Here is a 22,432-nt window from a genome sequence, read left to right as displayed (position 1 = left end):
CAGTTTTTTCTGAAACCAGCATGATGTTATTTCGAGAAGGTAGCGGCCTAAATTCAAGGCGCTCATTTTTGTTGAACCAGTCTCAAGTAGATGAGAAGAATAGGGACTATACATAAGTACAGGTAAACGGGAATCTGTCGTTCTATTAAAAGACAAGTGCCTATTATAAATAAAAAGATCGGAAAAAAGAGTAACCAAATGTATTTATCGATATTAATCGTCAACCACTCCCCCCATAGACAGTAAAGACAGATCAAGGAACATAGCCTTATATTAAATCCTTCTACTATAAAATCAGTTTATTCCTAGTAAAAAGGAGATATTCTCTTTAATCAGGGTTTCACTAACTAAAAGTCTCTCACTTTTTGCTGCTGTTTGGTGTGTGTGTTTTTGAAGTTATCAGAGTCTCATCCATTGAAGGATAGTTAGATAAAAAATGGTCATCCTATTTGGTAATTAGGGGGTTACTTTGAAAATCAAAGATGATAAGGATAGGGGTGGGTTGCAATCGTACGGATTAAAAGGTTGAGTGTGATCAGTGTGGCGGTTGTGTCATATATAATGGGGTTTTCAACCGTTTCCTATGCCATTGATGAGAAGCCGAACATGAGTTTCGGTATCATCAGTGACATTCACTTGCAATCAAGGATAGATAACAGCGGAAATCCAATTGATGATGAACAAGCAGAAATCAAACTTCAACAGGCACTTCAAGATCTCCATTCGATTAACCCTGAAATGGATATGCTAATCATGAATGGCGATCTGACTCATACAGGAATGCAAACGGATTATGATGTTTTGAAAGAGATTTTATATGGAACACCTCATCCTCAGAATACGCTGTTTGCTATGGGGAATCATGAATTTTATTCCGCGTACCGCTTACCTACGGGAGAATTTAGCAAAAGTACCTTTCCAAACGGTGTAACTGAACAGGCCTGTATAAATCGTTTCATAAGGAATACAGGAATGCCAAGCCTCTATTATGACAAAGTGATTAAGGGCTATCATTTTATTGTTTTAGGTTCAGAAGAGTCTCGGATCACCAATTGGAACAATCTTGATTCTGCTGTTCTTTCTGATACACAACTACAGTGGCTCGACCATGAATTAAAAGAAACTTCAAAGGATCAACCGACCTTTGTTTTCTTGCATCAACCCATCCCTCATACAGTGGCCGGAAGTGAGCAAGGAACTATTGTCGATTCTGAAAAGCTGGTCACGATCCTCAGTCACTTTCCGCAAGTGATTTTCTTTTCAGGTCATAGTCACATCACTTTGAAAAATGAACCTTACACGATGTACCAAAATCACTTTACCATGTTTAACGATGCCTCTGTCCGAAACCCTGTAACGCCATTTGGTGAGTTAATTGGTGACAGTGAAGGGTTATTTGTTAAAGTGTACAAGGATCGAGTTGTTGTAACAGGTCGCGATTTTACTAATAAAAAGTGGATCGATTCTTACACAGTGAGAGTCCCACTTCCAAAATCGATCATCAAAGAGGGTGTTCAATGAAGAGCAGCCTAGTGATGCTGAAAATAGACAGGAAGGGATTTCGTCCTGTCACACCAAATTACAAAAGTTTGATAGGAATCAAATCTTCCCAAGTAAAGACTTAACCCATATGATTTTCTGATCCTGTTTATTGTTTAAACCTTAAACAAAAATGAGCGATTGTCTAACCGATGTGGAAATCCTCTCGCTTGCCGCGGACGAACGGCTGAGCCTCCTCACTTGTATTGGGTATTTTGGGGTCTCTGCCGCCCGTTATTCCGCAGGCGTATCGAGAATTCCACTCACTATTCTTTTTTTAGAATAGGAGTTAAAGCTATTGAAGATGATGTATCAAGTGATTTTGCGTAAAATTCTTATAATTTATGATACTTTACGCAAGCAGCACGATGTAAACTCTTGGTAGCGAGTTCATGATGGTTTCCAAGTAGGAGCCGTGCCCGGAGAAAGCGAGGTCATTTCATTGCTTGAAAGCGGTGTTTTAATGGCGGGGCATCTACAAGTCGAGAACTATATAATTTCTAAACAACAAAAAAAGATTCCTCTCGCGGAAGAACCTTCTTTATATTCGCAATCCTTGAAAGTCATTTAGTCTGCCAAAAAAACTTTTTAAAAAGTCAATGAGACAAATAAAACTAGCTCTGCCCTGAATACGGGCTATCTCCGTTACCCTTATGATGGCCGATACGGTTGCATGTATGGAGCAGCCGGGTAGTAGTGAACTGTTTGGCCTTCCTGATAAGGTTGATTTATATTAGAGTAAGAAGTGTGTTTCATCAGTCGTTCATAGTCTTTGGATGGGCCGATATAGGTTGATGATTTAACTGGTTCAATCGCTTGCTTCCATTGATTTTCATCCATACAATACGTATGAGCCATGATATTGGCAGGCGTGAATTTCAAAATATCAGAGCCGAGAATCACTTCTGGAGTGGGGGCATCGAATATAGCTAAGAGATGAGTGCGATCAACTAAAGCGATTTCATAGTGCCACCATCCTTGAGGAATGTTTGCCACTTGCCCTGGTGTGATCGTGAAATTAAGGATTTGTTTTGTAAAAGGATTGAAGATCGAGACGGTTGCAGAACCCGATATACAATAGACAAGTTCAGCGGCATTTTGGTGATAATGCGGTTCAATAACATTGTTCGTACTTAGGAAAATATCTAACAGGGATATGTTTTCTAGAGTATTCACCTGTTCAATACCTAGTATGTTAATGTAGTTTCTGCTATCTTTTTGGAAAAAGGGACTTTTGTTAAGGTCAAACGTGAATTGAGTGGATGGGGACGTGTAATCTATATAGGAAACCATAAGTTTTTTTCACCTCATTTGTAGTCATGAAGCCATATAGGCATGTTATGTACTTCTACATAATTTGGTGTGACTGAACGCCATTTATTAGTTTTTAGATCCGATTCGAATGAACCGATAATCTTTCAATTAAAAAGTACTGGATCATGAGGACAAGTAAAGAATAGTTCCTGTTAAGCGAAGCTAAAACTGATCAATCGAAAAGGAGTGTTCCCGAGATGACAACAAGAGATTTGAATCCTAAAGTGGATGACTTTTTATGTAAGTCCAAAAAATGGAAGGAAGCCTATATCAAGCTGAGGCAGATTGTTCTTGATTGTGAGCTGACCGAAGAATTTAAGTGGATGCATCCTTGTTACACGTATGAGAACAAAAATGTTGTTTTAATCCATGGATTTAAAGATTACTGTGCGCTCCTGTTCCACAAAGGAGCTCTGTTAAAGGATTCTCATAAACTTTTAATTCAACAAACAGAAAATGTCCAAGCAGCACGCCAACTTCGATTCCGGGTGGTGCAAGAAATCGTTGAATTAGAGCCTACTATAAAAGCTTATATTCAAGAAGCGATCGAGGTTGAAAAAGCAGGTTTGGAAGTCCCCTTAAAAAAGCATGACGACTACATCATTCCTGAAGAACTTCAAACTAAATTTGATGAAATCCCGAGCTTGAAAACGGCTTTTGAAGCACTGACCCCAGGACGCCAAAGAGCCTACATCCTCTACTTTTCGGGACCCAAACAAACCAAAACCCGGCAATCCCGAATCGAAAAATATACGCAACAAATCCTCGACGGCAAAGGACTAAAAGACTGAAACGCGGGGACGGTTCTCTTGTTCCGCTTTTTTGGATCGCGGGGACGGTTCTCTTGTTTCATCTTTTTGATCACCTTCCATTCAATCTTACCTTTCTTGGCTTGATAGGAAGGCATTCAACAGACAACCAAAAGAAACTACGGGCATGAAAAGAAAAAAGGGTCCCATTGGCAATAGCCTCTAAGGGACCCTCTTTCTAAGAAACGGCAAGTTCATTTCCTTGTGGTTATTTATAGTAAGGATTAATTATAAGGTCTTCCAAATAAGAACACTGTTTTGCCCGCCAAACCCAAAGGAATTGCTCAAAGACGTCTCCACTTTTTGTGCGCGTCCCACGTCGGGAATAATATCATGGGGGGCTGATTCCTCCTTATTCTCACAATGCAGGGTAGGAGGTAAAGTGCTTGTCTCCATCGCTTTAATACAGGCTAGACTTTCAATGGCACCAGCACTTCCTAATAGATGACCAATGGCACCTTTTATAGAACTGACTGGAATATGGTCTAATGCCTCTCCGAATGTTTCCTTTAGGGCAGCAGATTCTGCCCGATCTCCCGCAGGAGTGGCTGTGGCATGTGCATTAATATAGCCGATCTCTTCTGTTGAAAGCTGGGCGCTTTTAAGGGCGTTTTGCATAGCAAGGCTGGCACTTTTTCCCGAAGGATTTGGAGAAGTCTCGTGGTAGGCATCATTGGTTGTCCCGTACCCAACCAATTCCGCATAAATCTTAGCTCCGCGTGCTTTTGCGTGATCGAGAGTTTCAAGCACTAAAATAGCCGCACCCTCTCCCATCACCATGCCCTGGCGATTTTGATCAAAAGGGCGGCTCCATGTGCTGAAATCATCCGGTCCGTTAGTAGCGAGTGCCTGTGAAGATCTAAGACCGGCTAGTATAACGGGAGTAAATAAGGATTCAGCACCGCCGACTAATACAAGATCAGCTTTCCCTAATTGCAGCCAATAACTCGCTTCCCCAATCGCGTTGGAGGATGAAGCGCAGGCAGTGGAATAAGTCATGACGGGCCCATGCAAGTCATATTCCTTTGCAATAGTTGCGGCCGCCGCATTGGGAATCGATTTTGGTACAAGCCGGGGACTGACTTTTCTTGATTGTCCTGTTGCAAGACGTGTGCTGGCTTCTTCTAATGTAATGATTCCCCCATAGGCTGAGCCAATGGAGACACCAATTCTATCAGTAGAATAATAGTCTTTAAGGACAGAAGCATCCGATAGATTCGCGTCCTCTAACGCTTCTTTAACGGCGATCAGGCTCATTTGCGCAAATCGATCCGTCAATTTAACGAGTTTGGAATCCAGATATTTAGATGGGTCAAAATTTGGTACTTGCGCGACCACAGGCGCCCATTGCGAGAGTGCTTCATCCGCATTTTTGCCGACAGCGGAGTGTCCTGAAATGATTTTCTCCCAAAATGTTTCGACTCCGATTCCAAAAGGTGTAACAGCTCCGAGACCTGTCACAACAATTCGTGGTTGGTTTGCCATTGTTGAACACTCCTTAGTTGTTAATACACTATTTAGAATAAACATTTATTCTCGTTTATAAAACGAATCGTTCACCTTGTACTCCTTTTCTAGAAAAATTAGTTAGGTGCATTATCCGTCTTTCGAGTATAGCATTAAATGTAAAAGGATTCTTAAAAAATGACGTCTTCAGTTGTCCTTTTTTTCAATTGTTAAATAAAGATAAGTCGAAATAATTGTCTTAAAAAATAGAAAAGGATTACACTGTATTTTATAGACTATTTTAATAGAAACTAGCCAAGAAGCAAGAATTAGGTTTTTTTATACGATCTGAAAGTATTAGAAAGGCCTTTTAACTAAAGCTTTTGGATGGAACTAGGACGGCAAGCCAAGTTTTTCTATTTATTAAGGTAGTTAAGAAAAAATGGAGAAGTTGGAGGGACTGACATTGACTGCTCAAACTAATAAGAGATTTGCAGGGAAAGTGGTTTGTGTAACAGGTAGTTCTCGTGGAATCGGCAGACAATTAGCCTTGAGTTTTGCTAAGGAAGGTGCCGATCTTATTATTCATTATGTAAGAAATGGCGAGGCCGCACGTGAAGTGGCTAAGGAAATTGAAGAACTTGGTCAAAAGGCGATCACCGTTCGTGCCAATTTAGCACAAGAAGAAAAAATTAGCACCTTATTTGATGAAATTGAATCTGAATTTGGCCGTCTAGATGTTTTTATTCATAACGCCGCATCGGGCCGAAATCGCGCTATTATGGAGGTCGATTCTAAGGGCTGGGACTGGACGCTTAATGTTAATACACGTGCCTTTCTTTTAGGAGGGCAGCACGCGGCAAAGCTCATGCCTGAAGGAGGAGCGATGCTTGCCATTTCTTCATTTGGTTCTGATCGAGTCTTTCCTTATTATTCGACTGTTGGGCCAAGTAAAGCCGCTTTGGAATCTTTGGTTCGCTATTTTGCGATAGAACTTGCTTCCAAAAATATAAATGTGAATGCCATTTCAGCCGGTGCGGTTGAGACGGATGCTCTTAACCATTTCCCAGAGATGGACCAAACACTGGCCACTCTTAAAGAAAAAATGCCTTATCATCGAATGGTCACGGCCGATGATATTGCTAATACAGCTCTTTTCCTCTGTTCAAAGGAAGCTGAAATGATGCGAGGACAAACCTTGCGTTTAGACGGCGGTCTAACGCTGCTTGTCCCATAATTTAAAAAAGAAGTGCTGTCGCAGAGTTCATGTATGCTCTTAGTGAAAAATGAAGCATCTAAACCAACTTATTGGAGGATTGACTATGCCAACTGTGTTAACGAAAGAACAAATTGAAGAACGTGTTCGTAAAGTTGTAGGAGAACAACTTCAAGTCGATTCAGAAAAAATTAAAGGGGACAGTCTCTTTGTGGATGATCTAGGGGCGGATTCATTGGATTTGACGGAGCTTGCCATTGCCTTTGAAGATGAATTTGATCTTGAGATTCCTGAATCGGACTTTGGCCAACTGGCAACGGTTTCTGGTGTTGTGACCTATTTACATACTCGATTTAAGTCATAAAAGGGAGCGAAAGGTATGAGAACCGCTTTTTTTGAACCAGGTAAAGGCTTCTATATAAAAGAGGAGCAAGGGCGAGGACTCGATCCAAATGAAGTTCGTTTAAAGGTTGAGGCTTGCGGGGTATGCGGAAGTGACCGTCAAGTGGTTCATGGTGAATCATTACCTTATGGGGCTCATTTCCCTCTCGTCATGGGCCATGAAATTGCAGGGACTGTGAGTGAGATCGGTGAAGCGGTAGGGGACTGGAAGATAGGGGACGATGTCATCGTTCATCCCTTTAATAATTGTGGGTCTTGCTCCGCTTGTCTTAATGGTCTTTCCAATCTATGCTCTCGGCAGCGTTGTGTCGGTTTTCATCAGCCAGGCGGTTATTCAGAAGAGGTTGTGGTTCTAGACCGGCAGTTAGTGCAACGGACGAAAAAGGTGCATCCAGTTGAGGCTGCTATACTGACCGATGCGTACGCGACCCCTTTTCATGCTCTGCAGGATGCTGGAGTTACATCTGGTTCAACACTTCTTGTCATAGGAACTGGGGGATTAGGGCTTGCCTCTCTTCAATTAGCTAAGGCGTTGGAGGTTTCGTTGTTAGGCTCTGTTACACGACGTGAAGAAGGGATGGCCATGGCCTCAAAATTTGGTGCACAAGCTGCGTTTTCGATGAAGGAAGGGCTTCGAGCTGTTTCGCGAAACATTCGTCGTTCGGGGGGCTCGCGGGGATTTGACTGTGTATTGGATACGGTTGGAACCGATGATACTTTAAAGCTTGCGCTTGATAGTGTCAGAATAGGGGGAACGGTATCGGTTATAGGGATGAGTGAGGCATCAGCTGTTATCCCGATTGCCAAGCAGGTTCGGCGTGGGATTACCATCAAATTTAGTTATGGTTCCATCATTCAGGATCTTAAACGCGTCGTTGCGCTAACAGAAGAAGGGAAACTGAAGCCAAAGGAACTGATTGCAGGAACACTAGCACTCACGCAAATTGACTCGGCTTTTTCAGAAACGCGTTCTTCGGGTAGATGGGTTGTTTTACCTCAATCAACCTGAAAAAGGAGTTAGGAATCGACTGTCTAAAGGATGGAATGAAATAGCGTTTGGTTAAATTTTTTTCATGGGAGAAAGGAAGCTTTCTCCCATTTTCTATACCTAGTTTTGTTAAAGGTGCTCTAAAAGCCCGCTTACAGCTTGGAATTAGCTTGAATATTTGCGTCATTATGGGGCAACTTATACACAAATGCGTTAGAACATTTTTAAAGGATGATTGCGGTGTCCCTTGCGCTATTTACCTTGATTGCATGGATCATAATGATTGTATTCGTCATTGTGCCAAAATGGTTGACTATCACGGAATCATTCTTTTTATACTTTGTCATTGGAATCCTGTCTGTCGCCTTATTTACAATACTTGACGTTAATTTACATTGGGTTCCCGTTACAAGAGATTTAGAAAAATCCTTAGATCTGGACATTTGTCGTTTTATTATAATACCGCTTCTTATCATTATGGCTGCGGGGAGCTTTAATTCACCCTTAAGAGCCATCTTAAGATGGATGATAGGCGCGGTCATCTTAGCTCTGTTGCTTTTGGATGATTGGGTCATGCAAAGGTGTGGCCTCATCGACTTTCGTCAGTGGAGCTATTTATATTCTTTTCTTATGTATGGAGTGTTTATGGCTGTTATGACTTTAATTGCCCGATGGTTTACTCGCCTAGACTAAGGAGGATACAACCAGCCTTGAAAGTTATACACTATGACAATCATTTTAATGCGAATGAATGGTTTGTGATTAGTTCACTCTTCGTTGGAATCTTTGTCGTCTTACTTCTCCCTAAAAGGTTTCCGAACAAGACATCGATGGTTTTTTTGCTAATTGGTGTCTTTATTGGTATTGTGTTCGATTACACGTTAAGCGTTCTTCCAGTTAACTATTATGATCTAAATGATAGTTCGAAATTTGAATGGACTGATTTTTTAACCCACGGAATGTACGCAGCATTTGCCTACATATTCTTTTATCTATATGATTATTTAAATATTAAACCAAGTTTTTTACTCGTGTATATTTTGGTATGGTCGATTATAAGCGTCGGGCTAGAGAAAATCAGTTCACTTTTAGGGGTCTTTCATTATCAAAATGGGTACCACATTTTCTTCTCATTTATCATTTATTTGTTGGTTGAAAGTAGTTGGATCGCCTTTTATTATCTAATAAAAGCACATGGTGAGAGAAAGGTTTAGAATGGCGCGATGGCTAGGATGTTTAGTTCTAACGGACATTGTAAAGTATACCGAAGCAAACCAAGGTCAGTGAGGAAAGGGGTGTTGGACAAAAAGCTTTTAAAAATGGGGTGGAAGGCTATATTTAGAAGCCCTCGGCAGCATGCCAGGGCTTCTTGGTCATCAACTTCTTAATTAGGTCAGGCTAGTTTGAACGGTTCTTGGTAAAGAGGTAAGGGGCGCTTCATCGTCAGAAAATGAAGTCTTCCTCTTTCTTTGATTAGGCGAACTGAATCATTGGTGCTTTAAGGCATGAAGTTCTTTACTAAGTGCATCGCCTAATTTTTTTGATTGAGCAGCGGCGGCTTGGATACAGTCGATAAAAGCCTGTTGGACATGGTTTTCTTCAAGGATTTTAATGCCTGCTTCTGTTGTTCCGCCAGGGCTTGTCACTTCTTTACGCAGCTGTTGAGAAGGCTTTGATGAAGATTTCACCATTTCGGCAGCCCCTATAAAGGTATTAATAATCAGTTTTTTTGCCATCTCTTCTTCAAGCCCAATGGCAAAGGCGGCTTTTTCCATGGCTTCCACCAAATAATAGATATAAGCAGGGCCGCTTCCGGATAATCCGGTTACAGCATCGAGCTTATCTTCGGTCACGAATGCTGCAAAACCAATCGTTTCAAAAAGTTGTTTTATCGTTTCTATTTGCTGGGCCTTAACCAAATCATTCACTGCAATGGCGGTTGCGGATTTTCCGACGGCAGCAGATGTATTAGGCATTGCTCTTGCAATTGCTAGAGATTTGCCGGATAAGACTTCAATCGTTTGAATAGAGACGCCCGCAAGAAAGGAGATGATGAGCGTATCCTCTGTTAGAAACCCGGCAATCTGAGTAATAGCTGAAGCCGCATCTTTTGGCTTCATAGCTAAGATGACTGCTTCCGCTCCCGCAAACAATTGGGGGAGATCATAGCTCCCTGTCACACCATATTTTTGTTGCAGCTGAGTAAGCTTTTCTTTATTGGTTCTATTTGTCACCCATATCTTTTCAGTCTCAATTAACCGATTCTCTATGACTCCTGAAATCATCGCCTCGGCCATTGAACCCGCACCTACAAAGACTAATTTATTCATTTTACGAACCTCCCCATGTTTTATTTATCACACGAACGCTTTAAATGAGTGAAGATAAAAGGCAAATGATAAAGATAAAAGTCCAGGTTAATCAATCAGCTTATGCGCATACCACTTCTTTCCTCGAAACCGCCATATAAAGACAACTCCTCGTACACTCCATTCAATACACATGGCTAACCAAACCCCTGTAATCCCATATTTCAACGTGATTCCAAGAATATAACCGAGCACCACTCTTAACAGCCACATGGAGAGCAAAGAGGTCACGGATGTAAAAGTAGAGTCACCTGCCGCCCGCAAAGCGGATGGTAAAATGAAGCTGATCGACCAAAAAAGCGGCTGGGCAACTGCAGAGATGACAAGCAGTGTAAAAATGGTTGGGATAATCGCATGCGGCGGGTGAAACATTTTAATAAGCAATGGATATAAAGGGATAATGAGCGCATCTGCTGCAATAAAGACAGCAGTTGCAAGACCAAGGATGGCTTTTACGAATTTCTTGGCTTCCCCTATATTTTTTCTCCCAATACACTGTCCAACAATCGTAACAGTGGCAATCCCTAAGGCATTTGGACCAATTTGAAAGACCCATGCAAGGGAGTTGGTGATGGCATAGACGGTTATGGAAAGGGTACCTAACTGGACAATAAAGGTCTGGGTTAACAGCTTTCCTCCATTAAAGAACATTTGTTCAGCCGCAAACGGAATGCCAATGTACAGGATTTTTTTCAAAATAGACCATTCTATTTTTAAGGCACTTCTAATTCGAAGCCTTAAAGTCTCGTTTATTTTAATGATATAAATTAAGGACGCGACCATCCCTAAAAACCTGGCAAGCAGGACAGAAATAACGAGCCCAATAATCCCCATATGTAAAACGGTAATGAGAAGGACATTAAGAATGGTATTCGTTAGGTTCATTAATAATGATAGGAATAAACACGGCTTCGTTTCGCCCACCCCGCGCAGAGCCCCGCAAACGGCTTCAAATACAGCAATAAACGGGTAGGACAAACAACTGCCAATGAGATAGATCTTAGCGTTGTGAAAAACATCTGACTCAGCATGACCAAACAGGAGATTTAAAGTGGGCAAGTGAAGGCAGATGATTAGGGCGCAAAGCAAAATCGAAATAACTGTTACAGCGCTAATGGCCTGGTTAGCGGTTTTGGAAACCATCGTCCGATTCCCACTTCCTTTATACTGGGCAACGATGACCGTTCCGCCTGTTGCAACGGCAATAAACACATTGATCAAAAAGATGTTTAAGGAGTCCACCATACTGACAGCACTAACCGCTGCCACTCCTGCCGAACTGATCATGGCGGTATTCAATAAGCTCATGATAACAAGGAAGGATTGATCAACAAAAATCGGAAGAATAATAGCAAAAAATTCCTTGTATCCGATCGTTTCACCGGAAAAGTACTTCTCCAAAAAGAAAACAGTCTTATGCCGAACCTGCACATGTGTTTTATTCATGACTTAACCTTCTCTGTTGTTTTTAGAAATCAATGCGATTATTATAACATGATTTCAGGAGAGCAATAGAGTTATCATTTTCAAAAAAAATTTTTTAAAAAAAGTCCTAGATATTAAGAAAAGGGGAGGAAGCTTAAATGTTTAATCATTTCCCAGGCAAGCGCAATATCCGACAATTTCCTAATGCTTTAAACGATCTCAAGTTAAGATTAGGCGAAGGCGTGTCTAATTGCTACCAAAAGACGGAGTGTCTGTCAAATAAAGGAGTCTTCATAAGTGTTCAATCGTTTCTGACCGACCCGTTTCGACATCTCGCAACATTTGGCACTTTGATTTCCCCGTTCTGACTGTACTTGTCAAATAAGGCGTTTAAGGCTTCAACCAGCATGGGGTAAAATTCGTCTTCTACAGTTAGAGCAAAAGAAGAGGATAAATGCCGGCCGATAAACTGTTCCTTGTTAAAGATAAGCGGATTTTCATAAGACATTACCGAATAATCTTCAGCAAAGAATGAATCATAAATGTCTTCAGCACCAAGTAATCCATTTGAAAATCCTATGAAATTGGGACAGTAACGCTTGTAAACAGCGGCTATGTCTTGATTAATGGCTGTATGGATGATTCGTTCATTTGAAATAACCGCCACTTTACCGCTAGGCTTTATGATTCTTTGGGCTTCTTTACGAAATTGTTCTAGATCAAACCAGTGGAAGGCCTGTGCAACGGTAATGAGATCAACACTTCTGTCAGCCAATGTTGTGTGCTCGGCAGAACCATTAACTGAAGTGAACTGTTCATAGTGTTGCAGGTCAACTTCTGCAGTGCGGCGCATTTCGTCATTGGGCTCAACAGCGTAGACCTTGAAGCCGCTATCTAACAATTTCTTTGTCAAAATGCCAGTGCCTGACCCAATGTCCGCTATGTAGGACTGAGAAGTCAAATGATTGTCATTTTTTAGGTCTATGACTAATTGATCAGGATAGTCTGGGCGAAACTTTGAGTAGAGCAAGGATTTTTTATTGAATCGATTAATAGGTTCCATCTTTCCCCCCAATTGGCACTCATTTTATATGCGGTTCACCATCTTATTGAACTAAAACCAGTTCAATCTCCTGGCACACGTCAGTAAAAACAAAAACCATCCTTTTATAAATGAGTATAAGTGATTTTTTGTATTTTGTATTTAAGAAAGAGGCAAGTTTTTTAACCTAAGTATGAGTTGATTAACTGGGTCTAAACCTATATTCTGTCTTCTTTATAAAAATATGACGTTTGGACGATGTGCAACTTGCTGAATTGTGCGAAAATAGAGGGGTATTAACTAATATATGGACTTAAGGAGGATTTGAATGGACACATCTAGTCAACGGAAAGACCAAAGTCGCTTTGAAACTTTAGGTGCCCGCAGGTATGAGCTATTAAATCAAGCCAAAAACTTGGGTCCGGTTGATCCCAAGGAAGACATTGAGGTGACTCTTCTCATTCGCCGTCCATCTATTAAACAAGAATTTGAGAAATTCATCACGCCTCGCAGCCTTGATTCAACGCCGCTAAGTAGAGAAGCCTTTGCAGCCTCCTATAGCACTCATCAGGATGATTTGAATGTTGTAAAAGAGTTTGCTAACACGAATCATTTAGTCATAAAAGATGTACGACCAGAGGCAGGGACTATTAAACTTTCAGGAAAAGCCACTGACCTGAATCAAGCTTTTAATATTCAACTTGAACACTTTGAACATCCTCAGTTTAAATTTCGCAGCCATAAGACTTCGATAACCATACCAACACATTTAGAGGACATTGTTGAGGCGGTTTTTGGATTGGACAACCGTCCACAGCTTAAACCGCATTTTCAAATTTTTAAGGAAGAGCATGGACTTTCCCGTGCTAATGCCCAAGGGCAATCCTTTAATCCGAATACCGTTGCCTCGCTTTATAATTTTCCAGAAGCCTCGAATCTTAATGAGGTGTGTATCGGAATCATTGAATTAGGTGGCGGCTATAAGGAACAGGATTTACAAGACTATTTTTCCTCTCTCGGTATTCAAGCACCGACTGTCACTTCGGTTTCAGTGGATGGGGCAACGAACAGTCCATCAGGCAATCCAAATAGTGCAGACGGAGAAGTCGTGTTAGATATTGAGGTGGCAGGTGCTGTAGCCCCAGGAGTCAAAATTGCCGTTTATTTTGCTCCAAACACGGATGCCGGTTTCTTAAATGTGATCAAAACAGCGATCCACGATACAGAGAATAAACCGTCTGTTCTTTCAATCAGCTGGGGCAGTGCTGAAGCTAATTGGACAGAGCAAGCGATGAAAGCTATGGATCAAGCCTTTCAGGATGCTGCCACACTTGGCGTCACCATTTGTTGTGCAGCGGGTGACCAAGGATCTTCAGATGGGGCAAATGATGGTAACGTTCATGTCGATTTCCCAGCATCAAGCCCGCATGTCTTAGCTTGCGGTGGAACGAAACTAGTGGCTTCAAATAATAGAATAACAGAAGAAGTCGTTTGGGATGAGAGCAGTACGAGTGCTACAGGCGGAGGCATTAGTGAGGTATTTGCTCTTCCGGATTGGCAAAAGTCGTTTAATGTGCCGCCTTCTGCCAATAAAGGCGGTAAAATTGGCCGCGGAGTACCAGATGTGGCAGGTGATGCGGATCCCGCAACCGGTTATAATGTTCTGGTTGACGGTCAAACCATCACCGTTGGCGGGACGAGTGCGGTTGCGCCATTGTGGGCAGGTCTTATTGCGATCATGAATCAGAAACTGGGTAAACCGGTTGGCTATTTGAATCCAACTATCTATAATACACAAATTCAAACGACCGCCTTTCATGACATTACTCAAGGAACCAATGATAATGTACGCGTAAGAAAGGCTTATCCTGCAAAAGCTGGCTGGGATGCTTGCACAGGATTAGGGACTCCGAACGGCACTCAACTAGTTAACGAAATTCAGAAACAAATGAGCCAAAATTAGACCAAGTCTAGTACTTGAAAAGGATCTTGAGTTCTCCCGAGAATTAGCTGCATGCTCACTTGTAATGAAGCTAAAAGGAAAAGATTAACTCACACTCAGAAAAGGAGGCTGAGGCGGTGCCCGCGGAAAGCGACGAATTTTGACGGATCGTTTCATAATTGATCTAACTTATAAATGAAAAACCGAACCCATCACGTTAAAAGGCGTGAATAAGTTCGGTTTTTTCTATTCGTCAACTACTTCTGTCCGATCCTCTTTTAACTATGGTGGACAGACCTCTACTGAAAGAATAACTGAGTGTATGGGGGGACAGACCTCTACTGAATGAATAACTGAGTGAAGAGGTCTGTCCCCATTGATTTTTAGAGATTTGAAAAAAAGAAAGAGATTTTGAACAATTCATTACCTTTCATCAGGTATTTAAGTGTAAACTAATTATATAATGAGTATTTTGCGGCTTAAAAGGAATCGGGTTCCATAAAAAAGACGAGGCCTTCTAAGAGAATGCTGCATAGTTTCATGATAAAACGGAAATATTACAACAATCATTTAACTAGTACCTGAACATCTTAGCTGCCTCTAAAAAGACATCTAAGAAATGAAAGTTAATTAAGTGGAGTTGTTTTGAAAAGATGCACAAGAAACTACTTTTAATCATGTCCATGTTCTTTTTGATTAGCGGGGGAAGTCCAAAGGAGCTGGTTCCAGTCACGGAGGCTAACCACACCGTTGTTCCAACAATCGAGTTATTCTCCGATTCAAATGCTTACAAAAATCCGGACGGTCCAACCATCACTAAGCGCTTTGAATTATCCACTCCTTTGAAATTACAAAGCATCGCCTATCTTAATCATGCCTTTTATGCGGGCTTTGATTCACCAAATGATCAGATCATAGTCTATAAGTATGATGAAGAGGGAGAAGAGTTGGGGCACACTCAGACGCTGCCTATCATTCACGGTGCTTCTATATCAGCGGATTCTGCCAACCATCATCTCTATATTACGAATGGGGGTGGAATGAACCCGACACAAGTTTATGAAGTTCAGTTTCCTCAAAAACAGATAATAAAGCGCTTAAATCTCAGCAAACTAGGACATTCCGGTCTATCGACAGTGGATGTCGCCCATTCTCGCTTATGGATTGAAACCTCACCCAATGATCATGGCAGACAGACTTTCACTTATTGTGATTTCAATGGCCATGTATTGGAGCAATTCACGATACCTAATCAAGGCGTTCCGCAAGGCCTCGATTTTAGTCATAATCGGATCTATCTGTATACAAATAATCGGATTACGGTTATGTCAACAGATGGAAAGATACTGCGACATTTAAAAATAAATGAACCGGGTGAAAGCGAAGGAATGGTCATTCTGCCTTCTGGGGATATTTTAGTAGGTTATAGTGTCAAAAAGGCTCAAGGTCACTATCTCAACCAAATTTATGAGATAAAAGGATTTAGGTGAACCAATCGGCTGTTGTTTATTATAAATGACCATTAACCGCGATTGCTAATCACCTCGACTTATAGCTTACTTGTAAGACTTTCTTTTTCATTCCTCTAACTCGATCTAAGAAGGGATTTTTATGTGGTTATTGGTCATAAGTGCCTTTTTGCTACCTGGAATTGTATGGTTAATGCCAAAAAAAATACCCAGACTTTACCTGTATGCAACAACTGGAGTGGCAACCTATTTCCAACTGTTAACAGACGTTTTTTTACATATCGAATTGAATTGGTACGGCTATTTTAACCCTGTGCCGAGGTCAGAATGGCAGACCTTATGGCTAGTTCCTATTTATTTTTCGATTGATCCGATCTTCTTGAATTTCTACCCTTATAAAAAAGGGATGAAAAGACAGATATTGTATATGATAGGATGGTCCTTATTTTCAACGGCTTATGAGTGGCTGGCCAGTCAATTAGGCATTTTTTATCATAATAAGTGGAAATTATATGATTCCGCGATCGCGTATCCTTTTTTGTTTCTATTATTAAGACTTCAATTGTGGCTGGTCATGAAACTAAGCGAAAAGGATCTCGTATTAAAAAACGGAAATTAAGCGAAAGAAAAAAGCACACTCCTTAGACAGGGGAATGTGCTTTATAGTTTGATCGAAACCTTTGTGCCGTTTTTCATGCTGGTTTCAACAAGAACTAAGCCTTTTTGTTTGGAGAGCTCGCTAAGGATTGGTGTAAAATCTTTCTTGTTTATATTGGGTATTTGAAAGGTCGTCTTTCCGTGTTTTTCAATAGCGCGATTAGCTATGGCCCTGAGTCCTCTTGAAGTTAAGATGCCAATCGATAGGTTGACCAAAGCATACGGGACGGGAATACTGAACGCTCTGCCTTTTGCCTTAATACCAATCTTCATCATCGTCTATTCAATGACCACCAATACTTTATCACCTTTGGCTGATGTAATATCCACAATCTGCCCATCTAATTCATTTTCGATGGCTTCGATTAAAAGATCAATGTCGATATCCTTAACGTATTTTTCTGATTGCGGAATTTTTTCGGCTACATTCGTTCCAACCTTTAAAAAAGCCTTAACTAATTTAATTGGCAAATTAACATTCACATTGTCGCCATCTACTGATGTTACACGAACTTTCAGTATCTTTTCTAAGTAAGGTGATGAGGCGCGTTTATTTAGATCAATGGATTTGCTCTTTCCTTGAAGGGCATCGATTAAATCAACGGCTTTCTCTTTGTCAAGCTTTCCTTCCTCTACCATTGTTAAGACTCTTGAAATTTCTTCATTCATTTTAAGACTCCTCCTTATTTAATAGTTTGATGGCTTCATCGGGTGTAATTTCGTCTTTTTCCAGCATTGAGATCACTTTGTTTCGGTCAATGTCGGTTTTCTTATTGGTGGAATAGCCAAGGGACGAGATGATATCATCTAATTTCCCGCGAACAGTAGGGTAGGATATGCCGAGTTCTTTCTCAACTTCCTTAATATTTCCACGGCATTTTAGGAAGATCTCGATAAAATCCAGCTGTTCTTTGCCTAGACTTGCAAAATTCGAGAGCTCAAATTCATTTTCAATGACCGTGTGACAGTGTGTACAGGCGAGCTTTGTAATTTTCAACTGCTGCCCACAAACAGGACAATCTGAAATAAGAGGGTATGCCATAACTGTCTCCTTTCCTTTTCTTAAATCCAATATACAACAATTATTTTAAAAAAATAAACCATGAAATTAAAAATATTTAAAATGATAATAGATAAAATTAAATATGTTTATTTTATGGTTAAATTATTTAAATGGATTTTAAATGATGAAGCTTAATTTCAGCGTAAAAAAAGCATCCTTAAAAGGTTAAGCTTTTAAGAATGCTTGACTGGCTTTATGTTTTACTTTAGTTCAATGGCTGCAGCCGTCTCTTGAATGGGTTGAGAAGGTGCAACTGGCTTCTTCAAATCTTGTTTATCTAAGAAAAGGGTTGCCAAGGTGCCGCCAATTAATCCCCAAAATGGAGCGCCAATATGAAAAATTGAAATACCCGAGATGGTAATTAAAAAGGAGAATAAGGCACCTGATTTGAACGGGCCGGAAAAACTCATCTTTAAAGAATCGACGAGCACGCTAATCATGGCGACACCGCCTAATAATTGAATTAATGAAGCCGGAATGACATGAGGAATTTCCGATGCCATTGGCGAAAATAAGGCAAGTAAACAAGACAATATGCCTAAAACAATGGCAGCGACGTATCGATGCTCGTGTTTTCCTGAATCCTTATTGGCTAATAAGGCAGTCATAGGACCCGCAATACAAGCCGGATGGCCTCCGAAAAAAGCATTGACAATGGAACCGATTCCGCTCCAGTTGGTCATAGAGTTAATTGGCGGACGATAGCCGCTGCTCTCTAACATCGCAATTCCTTGAGCATTTTGAATGGCGATGACGGTTAATATTAATGGGATCACTAGCTCACCTATAACAGAAAAACTAAAAGAAGGTGTTATAAATTGAGGAATGCCTATCGAGACATGAATGGGTTGAACGGTCACTCCTGGTAAAAACTTAATACAAAGAATAGCAGCGATGATGGCACCTAAGATAGGTGGGAATTTTTTCGAAAATCTTAAGAAAAAAGACAGAGCAAGAAAGACGAGTAAAGGGATTCCGTTAAGAAGGGGATTCTTCATGACAGAATGAACCATATCTGTTCCAAAAGGCAGCAACACCCCTGACACCATCCCCATCATTACCGGCATGGGCAAGACTTTCATTAATTTCGTCACAAGCCCTGAAATACCCAATAGGAAAATGATGATTCCCGTTATAATGTAGGCACCGACAACTAGATTGAGCGCATAATGAGTTAAAGCAGATCCGACGAGAATCGCGCCTGGAATGGAAAAGGCATAACCAATTGGCTGCCCGTAATAGAGGGACATGAGAAGGGTGAGCAGGCCGCCGATCCCATAAATAGCAAAAATCCAAGAACTCGTCGTCGAATCAGATAAATGCCCTTTGGTGGCAGCTTGTAACACGATCAATAATGGGCCAGCTGAACCAAAAAGCCAGGCAACGAACCCATTGGATACATTTCCAACAGATAATAATCGCGGAAATTGAACAACATTTCTTTTCAACAAAAAAAGTCACACTCCTAGTCGCTTATCGAATGAAGTTAGCACTCTCTTAGTGTATACTTTCTTCATTGATACTTAAAATATCTGTTCAATCTATTTACTATATCTTTTGGGTATGATGGAGGCTTTTACTTGGATATTCGACAGTTAAGATACTTTGTAACGATCGCTGAAGAAGGAAAAATTACGACGGCTGCAAAGAAATTAAATATTGCTCAACCCCCGCTTAGTAAACAACTCAAACAAATGGAGGAAGAGTTAGGAGTGGTTCTTTTTGACCGGGATAATAAAAGTATCAATTTGACCTTGGAAGGAGAGAAATTGCTTCTGCGGGCAAAAGAAATTTTGAATAAGTTCGATGAAACGATGGTAGAGGTTCAAGAATTAAGGAAAGGAGCAAGCGGGACTTTATCGGTTGGCTCCAATCTTTATTGTGCGGCATTAATTCTTTCAAAAGTGGTTGCCATTCGTGAAAAGAACCCAGAACTAACCTTCAAGGTATGGGAAGGGGAAACCATTCATTTGATTAAAATGCTCTCGAGGCGACAAATTGAGATTGCGCTATCCAATAGTCCTATTTCTGAAAAAAATATGTCGCAAATGAAATTAGAAAGCGATCCTTACGTCCTTGTTTTGCCTGAGAAATGGGAGTGGAAGGGTTCACAGCAGGCTAAATTAGAAAATATAGTGGATCTCCCCTTAATCCTCTTGCGGCCGAACTATGGATTGGGAGCCTATGGACAAATCGTTAATGAATTTCAGCGGTTAGGACTAGAACCGAATATTTTATGTGAATGTCAGGATTTAATTATGCTGCTCGGGCTCGTTTCTTCAGGGTTTGGTGCGACCATTCTGCCTTTCTCGTTATTATCCCTTCATTCTTTAGGAGGGCTCCGCATTATTGAACTTCAAGATAAAGCGTTAATCTCTGAACCGGCCGTGATTTGGAGGAAAAATAGTTATCTTTCTAAAGCCGCCAGAGAGTTCTTAGCTTTATTTTGACACAATTTAAATTGTTGATTTTTTTACACATTTTAAAATAAAATAGGGGGTGGATGGTTATCCTAATAATGTTTTTTCACCTTTTAAATTCATTATTTGGGGGGATCTTTTATGGCAACAGATGATTACAAAAAGCCAACATCAAGAGTGCCTGAAATGGTGCTCGGAATAATTGGCGGTGTCTTGGGAATTATAGCTGGTATTATTGCGCTTGCCGTTGGCGGCATTGGTGAGGCTCTTACTGGAAGCGGGGGTGGAGTGGGAAGCCTTGGCTTTTGGTGTATTCTTGTTTCCGTTATTGCTATTATATTTAGCTGTCTCATAAATAAGAAACGTGTCTTATTCGGCATCATTGTCTTAATTTGTGGAATCCTTAATATTGTATTTGTAAGTTATTTCGGCATTCTAAGTGGTTTATTAATCATCATATCGGGTATTCTTGCCCTTGTGCGCAAATAAATCAATTATTTAGAACGAGGCGGGCACAGAAGTAGTTGACGAATAAAACAAACCGAACTTATTCACAGATTTTAACGTGATGGGTTCGGTTTTTCATTTATAAGTTAAGTCCTTTATGAAACGCTCCTTCAAAATACGTCGCTTTCCGCGGGCACGGCCTAAGCCTCTTTAGCAAGGAAAACGCTTGCTTGCGGGGTCTTCAGACACGTGCGGTTCCCGCAGGAGTCTCCGAATTTTGACTGTGCTTCCTATTTGTTTCTGTCCTTATAAGCATTTAGTGTTCGGAATTTAAGTCTGTTAGTTTAGTTTTGTCAAAGCCTCGTTTAATGTTTATATTGGAGGTTCATCACGCGAAATGGGAGCCCGCCATGCTGAGATTTAGCTCCGATTACACGCGATGCCGTGAGTGATTGAGGGGGTTGACTTGACGATAGGCCAATAAGAATGTAAAGTCTGTTATGGAAAATGATTTTCTATAAAGCGGAAGAAGGACTAGACGTGCAGAATGAATCTCAAATAAAAGTTTTACTTAATGAACAAAAATTTCGGTTAACAAACGAACGGCATCTCCTTTTAAAGTTATTTTCGGAATCATCCAGGATGTTGACGCCTGCTCAACTTCATGAGTTAGCGTTAGAACATCAGGTAAAAATCGGTCTTACAACCGTTTATAGATTGCTTGAAGTGTTGACTAAAACAGAATTAGCCACCCCCTTTCTTATAGAGGGTGTGATTTATTATACATTTTGTGGCTGTAATCACCATCATCATTTGGTCTGCCTCTCCTGTCATCAAGTATTAGAAACTCATCAATCCTGTCCTACAGTTGAAGTGCCAGAGGATTTCCGAGTGGAGCATCACCGGTTAGATCTTTACGGTAAATGCTCGGCTTGTCAGCACTCAATCGAAGGGGGAGAGTCCCATTGAATTTCTGGTACGATCCACACCATATCTACTGGACGATCGATTTGCTTACCGTTCTTTTAATGGGAATGGTACATGGCATAACACCCGATGAACATACATGGCCAATTACGTTTAGTTATTCTATTGGCAGCTACAGTACAAAAGGCGGGATCCGATCAGGTCTTTATTTTTCCTTAGCTTTTACCCTCCAACGGGCGATCGCTTCAGAACTTGCGTATTTTGCACTCGTTCGATTTTTTACACAATCTGGAGCTGAACAAATTGTCTATATGATTGTTGGATTAGTGATGCTCTTATCCGGCTATTATATTAGGTTCAGACATAAAACACTGCATCTCTTTCCCTGGATTGAGAAACTCGCGCCTGCTGTGAAAAAAGAAGGAGAGCCCGTCCCGGCTAAACTGGCTTTGATCCACGGGTTTATTGCGGGATGGGGAACAGGTGCGTTTGCAACCATTATCTATACGGTCATTTCTCCCAATATGCCAAATGCATGGGTGGCTTTTTTGCCAGGTCTTTTCTATGGCATTGGAACGATGATCATGCAGATGTTAATTGGAGGTTTGTTTGGCAGATGGATTGAACGGCAAAACCTTGATCACCTTGCGAAATCTTATATAGGTCGATTTGTATCTGCCAATACGCTCCTTTACGGGGGGATTTTGTTTGTGGTTTTAGGATTTCTAGAATTGACGGATCCAAAGATATCGGATTGGGGTGTTTCGACAGGACTGCCTATTTTCAATCTTGATTCCATTAATCTGGCCTTATTATTAACTATTTTTATAGTAGGTGGTGTTGGGGGCTATTCTATTTTTAAAGCCATTCGAAAGGTGAAAAACGAGGCGACAAAAGCATTAGCAAGTAAAAGTAATTGATCGCGAGAAAAGGAGAGGCATTGTGCCTCTCCTTTTT

Annotated in this window: 23 protein-coding genes; 14 read left to right on the top strand and 9 right to left on the bottom strand. The window is 40.9% G+C overall.

Going from position 1 to position 22,432, the window contains the following annotated elements; genetic code table 11:
* Positions 1–540 precede the first annotated feature (540 nt).
* Positions 541–1,521, top strand: coding sequence for a metallophosphoesterase family protein (locus PU629_RS12485; RefSeq protein ID WP_275280400.1), 981 nt, complete (start codon positions 541–543; stop codon positions 1,519–1,521).
* Positions 1,522–2,190: 669 nt separating this feature from the next.
* On the opposite strand, the gene PU629_RS12480 is transcribed toward PU629_RS12485, so the two are convergent.
* Positions 2,191–2,832: a cupin domain-containing protein gene (locus tag PU629_RS12480; protein WP_275280399.1), complete on the bottom strand. Its 642-nt coding sequence runs from the start codon at positions 2,830–2,832 to the stop codon at positions 2,191–2,193.
* Between the two features lie 218 nt (positions 2,833–3,050).
* Between PU629_RS12480 and PU629_RS12475 the strand changes: the two genes are divergently transcribed.
* Positions 3,051–3,644: a YdeI/OmpD-associated family protein gene (locus PU629_RS12475; RefSeq protein ID WP_275280398.1), complete on the top strand. Its 594-nt coding sequence runs from the start codon at positions 3,051–3,053 to the stop codon at positions 3,642–3,644.
* Between the two features lie 246 nt (positions 3,645–3,890).
* Here PU629_RS12475 and PU629_RS12470 read toward each other — a convergent pair whose 3' ends face one another.
* Entirely contained in the window at positions 3,891–5,147 is a 1,257-nt protein-coding gene (locus PU629_RS12470; protein WP_275280397.1) for a beta-ketoacyl-[acyl-carrier-protein] synthase family protein, read from the bottom strand.
* Between the two features lie 427 nt (positions 5,148–5,574).
* On the opposite strand from PU629_RS12470, the gene fabL reads away from it, so the two are divergent.
* The 5 genes from fabL (at position 5,575) to PU629_RS12445 (ending at position 8,928) form a co-directional block, all read left to right on the top strand.
* The gene (fabL, locus tag PU629_RS12465; RefSeq protein ID WP_275280396.1) at positions 5,575–6,345 is read left to right on the top strand and encodes an enoyl-[acyl-carrier-protein] reductase FabL; all 771 of its coding nucleotides are present in this window, start codon (positions 5,575–5,577) and stop codon (positions 6,343–6,345) included.
* 85 nt (positions 6,346–6,430) lie between these two features.
* On the top strand, positions 6,431–6,688 hold the full coding sequence (gene acpP, locus PU629_RS12460) for an acyl carrier protein (RefSeq protein WP_275280395.1): 258 nt from the start codon (positions 6,431–6,433) through the stop codon (positions 6,686–6,688).
* Between the two features lie 15 nt (positions 6,689–6,703).
* Positions 6,704–7,735, top strand: coding sequence for an alcohol dehydrogenase catalytic domain-containing protein (locus PU629_RS12455; protein ID WP_275280394.1), 1,032 nt, complete (start codon positions 6,704–6,706; stop codon positions 7,733–7,735).
* A gap of 219 nt (positions 7,736–7,954) precedes the next feature.
* Positions 7,955–8,407, top strand: coding sequence for a hypothetical protein (locus tag PU629_RS12450; RefSeq protein WP_275280393.1), 453 nt, complete (start codon positions 7,955–7,957; stop codon positions 8,405–8,407).
* A gap of 17 nt (positions 8,408–8,424) precedes the next feature.
* On the top strand, positions 8,425–8,928 hold the full coding sequence (locus PU629_RS12445; RefSeq protein WP_275280392.1) for a hypothetical protein: 504 nt from the start codon (positions 8,425–8,427) through the stop codon (positions 8,926–8,928).
* Positions 8,929–9,201: 273 nt separating this feature from the next.
* Here PU629_RS12445 and proC read toward each other — a convergent pair whose 3' ends face one another.
* The 3 genes from proC to PU629_RS12430 form a co-directional block, all read right to left on the bottom strand.
* Positions 9,202–10,044, bottom strand: coding sequence for a pyrroline-5-carboxylate reductase (gene proC, locus PU629_RS12440; protein ID WP_275280391.1), 843 nt, complete (start codon positions 10,042–10,044; stop codon positions 9,202–9,204).
* A gap of 87 nt (positions 10,045–10,131) precedes the next feature.
* Complete coding sequence (locus tag PU629_RS12435; protein WP_275280390.1) at positions 10,132–11,529, bottom strand: MATE family efflux transporter; 1,398 nt, start codon at positions 11,527–11,529, stop codon at positions 10,132–10,134.
* 280 nt (positions 11,530–11,809) lie between these two features.
* Positions 11,810–12,571 carry a class I SAM-dependent methyltransferase gene (locus PU629_RS12430; RefSeq protein WP_275280389.1) on the bottom strand — a complete coding sequence of 254 codons (762 nt, stop codon included), beginning with the start codon at positions 12,569–12,571 and terminating at the stop codon, positions 11,810–11,812.
* 307 nt (positions 12,572–12,878) lie between these two features.
* On the opposite strand from PU629_RS12430, the gene PU629_RS12425 reads away from it, so the two are divergent.
* The 3 genes from PU629_RS12425 (at position 12,879) to PU629_RS12415 (ending at position 16,580) form a co-directional block, all read left to right on the top strand.
* On the top strand, positions 12,879–14,513 hold the full coding sequence (locus PU629_RS12425; protein WP_275280388.1) for a S53 family peptidase: 1,635 nt from the start codon (positions 12,879–12,881) through the stop codon (positions 14,511–14,513).
* A gap of 632 nt (positions 14,514–15,145) precedes the next feature.
* The gene (locus PU629_RS12420; protein WP_275280387.1) at positions 15,146–15,982 is read left to right on the top strand and encodes a hypothetical protein; all 837 of its coding nucleotides are present in this window, start codon (positions 15,146–15,148) and stop codon (positions 15,980–15,982) included.
* A 121-nt stretch (positions 15,983–16,103) separates the two neighbouring features.
* Positions 16,104–16,580 carry a hypothetical protein gene (locus tag PU629_RS12415; RefSeq protein WP_275280386.1) on the top strand — a complete coding sequence of 159 codons (477 nt, stop codon included), beginning with the start codon at positions 16,104–16,106 and terminating at the stop codon, positions 16,578–16,580.
* Between the two features lie 41 nt (positions 16,581–16,621).
* Here PU629_RS12415 and PU629_RS12410 read toward each other — a convergent pair whose 3' ends face one another.
* From PU629_RS12410 to PU629_RS12395, 4 genes are all read right to left on the bottom strand, one after another.
* Positions 16,622–16,894: a hypothetical protein gene (locus PU629_RS12410; RefSeq protein ID WP_275280385.1), complete on the bottom strand. Its 273-nt coding sequence runs from the start codon at positions 16,892–16,894 to the stop codon at positions 16,622–16,624.
* A 3-nt stretch (positions 16,895–16,897) separates the two neighbouring features.
* Positions 16,898–17,287, bottom strand: a complete 390-nt coding sequence (locus tag PU629_RS12405) for an SHOCT-like domain-containing protein (protein WP_275280384.1) — start codon at positions 17,285–17,287, stop codon at positions 16,898–16,900.
* Between the two features lies 1 nt (position 17,288).
* Complete coding sequence (locus PU629_RS12400; RefSeq protein WP_275280383.1) at positions 17,289–17,660, bottom strand: DUF2089 domain-containing protein; 372 nt, start codon at positions 17,658–17,660, stop codon at positions 17,289–17,291.
* A gap of 221 nt (positions 17,661–17,881) precedes the next feature.
* The gene (locus tag PU629_RS12395; RefSeq protein WP_275280382.1) at positions 17,882–19,132 is read right to left on the bottom strand and encodes a benzoate/H(+) symporter BenE family transporter; all 1,251 of its coding nucleotides are present in this window, start codon (positions 19,130–19,132) and stop codon (positions 17,882–17,884) included.
* Between the two features lie 129 nt (positions 19,133–19,261).
* Here PU629_RS12395 and PU629_RS12390 point away from each other — a divergent pair, with 129 nt between their 5' ends.
* The 4 genes from PU629_RS12390 to PU629_RS12375 all read left to right on the top strand — a co-directional run bounded on the left by PU629_RS12390 (position 19,262) and on the right by PU629_RS12375 (position 22,395).
* Positions 19,262–20,131 (top strand): LysR family transcriptional regulator, encoded by an 870-nt coding sequence (locus PU629_RS12390; protein WP_275280381.1) that lies wholly within the window; start codon positions 19,262–19,264, stop codon positions 20,129–20,131.
* A gap of 111 nt (positions 20,132–20,242) precedes the next feature.
* Positions 20,243–20,590: a DUF4064 domain-containing protein gene (locus PU629_RS12385; protein ID WP_275280380.1), complete on the top strand. Its 348-nt coding sequence runs from the start codon at positions 20,243–20,245 to the stop codon at positions 20,588–20,590.
* A gap of 498 nt (positions 20,591–21,088) precedes the next feature.
* Positions 21,089–21,517, top strand: a complete 429-nt coding sequence (locus PU629_RS12380; protein ID WP_275280379.1) for a Fur family transcriptional regulator — start codon at positions 21,089–21,091, stop codon at positions 21,515–21,517.
* On the top strand, positions 21,514–22,395 hold the full coding sequence (locus PU629_RS12375; RefSeq protein ID WP_275280378.1) for a hypothetical protein: 882 nt from the start codon (positions 21,514–21,516) through the stop codon (positions 22,393–22,395). The genes PU629_RS12380 and PU629_RS12375 overlap by 4 nt, the downstream gene beginning before the upstream one ends.
* Positions 22,396–22,432: the final 37 nt, after the last annotated feature.

Source organism: Pullulanibacillus sp. KACC 23026, from assembly GCF_029094525.1.
Lineage (GTDB): Bacteria > Bacillota > Bacilli > Bacillales > Sporolactobacillaceae > KACC-23026.
This window is presented reverse-complemented; position numbering and strand designations above follow the sequence as displayed.

Bases quoted from the DNA above. Each gene is read 5' to 3' on its own strand.
- PU629_RS12430 (WP_275280389.1), bottom strand. From the start codon at position 12,571: ATGGAACCTATTAATCGATTCAATAAAAAATCCTTGCTCTACTCAAAG.
- proC (WP_275280391.1), bottom strand. From the start codon at position 10,044: ATGAATAAATTAGTCTTTGTAGGTGCGGGTTCAATGGCCGAGGCGATG.
- PU629_RS12470 (WP_275280397.1), bottom strand. From the start codon at position 5,147: ATGGCAAACCAACCACGAATTGTTGTGACAGGTCTCGGAGCTGTTACA.
- PU629_RS12385 (WP_275280380.1), top strand. From the start codon at position 20,243: ATGGCAACAGATGATTACAAAAAGCCAACATCAAGAGTGCCTGAAATG.
- PU629_RS12400 (WP_275280383.1), bottom strand. From the start codon at position 17,660: ATGGCATACCCTCTTATTTCAGATTGTCCTGTTTGTGGGCAGCAGTTG.
- PU629_RS12410 (WP_275280385.1), bottom strand. From the start codon at position 16,894: ATGATGAAGATTGGTATTAAGGCAAAAGGCAGAGCGTTCAGTATTCCC.
- PU629_RS12420 (WP_275280387.1), top strand. From the start codon at position 15,146: ATGCACAAGAAACTACTTTTAATCATGTCCATGTTCTTTTTGATTAGC.
- acpP (WP_275280395.1), top strand. From the start codon at position 6,431: ATGCCAACTGTGTTAACGAAAGAACAAATTGAAGAACGTGTTCGTAAA.
- PU629_RS12435 (WP_275280390.1), bottom strand. From the start codon at position 11,529: ATGAATAAAACACATGTGCAGGTTCGGCATAAGACTGTTTTCTTTTTG.
- PU629_RS12480 (WP_275280399.1), bottom strand. From the start codon at position 2,832: ATGGTTTCCTATATAGATTACACGTCCCCATCCACTCAATTCACGTTT.
- PU629_RS12405 (WP_275280384.1), bottom strand. From the start codon at position 17,287: ATGAATGAAGAAATTTCAAGAGTCTTAACAATGGTAGAGGAAGGAAAG.
- PU629_RS12475 (WP_275280398.1), top strand. From the start codon at position 3,051: ATGACAACAAGAGATTTGAATCCTAAAGTGGATGACTTTTTATGTAAG.
- PU629_RS12455 (WP_275280394.1), top strand. From the start codon at position 6,704: ATGAGAACCGCTTTTTTTGAACCAGGTAAAGGCTTCTATATAAAAGAG.
- PU629_RS12425 (WP_275280388.1), top strand. From the start codon at position 12,879: ATGGACACATCTAGTCAACGGAAAGACCAAAGTCGCTTTGAAACTTTA.
- PU629_RS12415 (WP_275280386.1), top strand. From the start codon at position 16,104: ATGTGGTTATTGGTCATAAGTGCCTTTTTGCTACCTGGAATTGTATGG.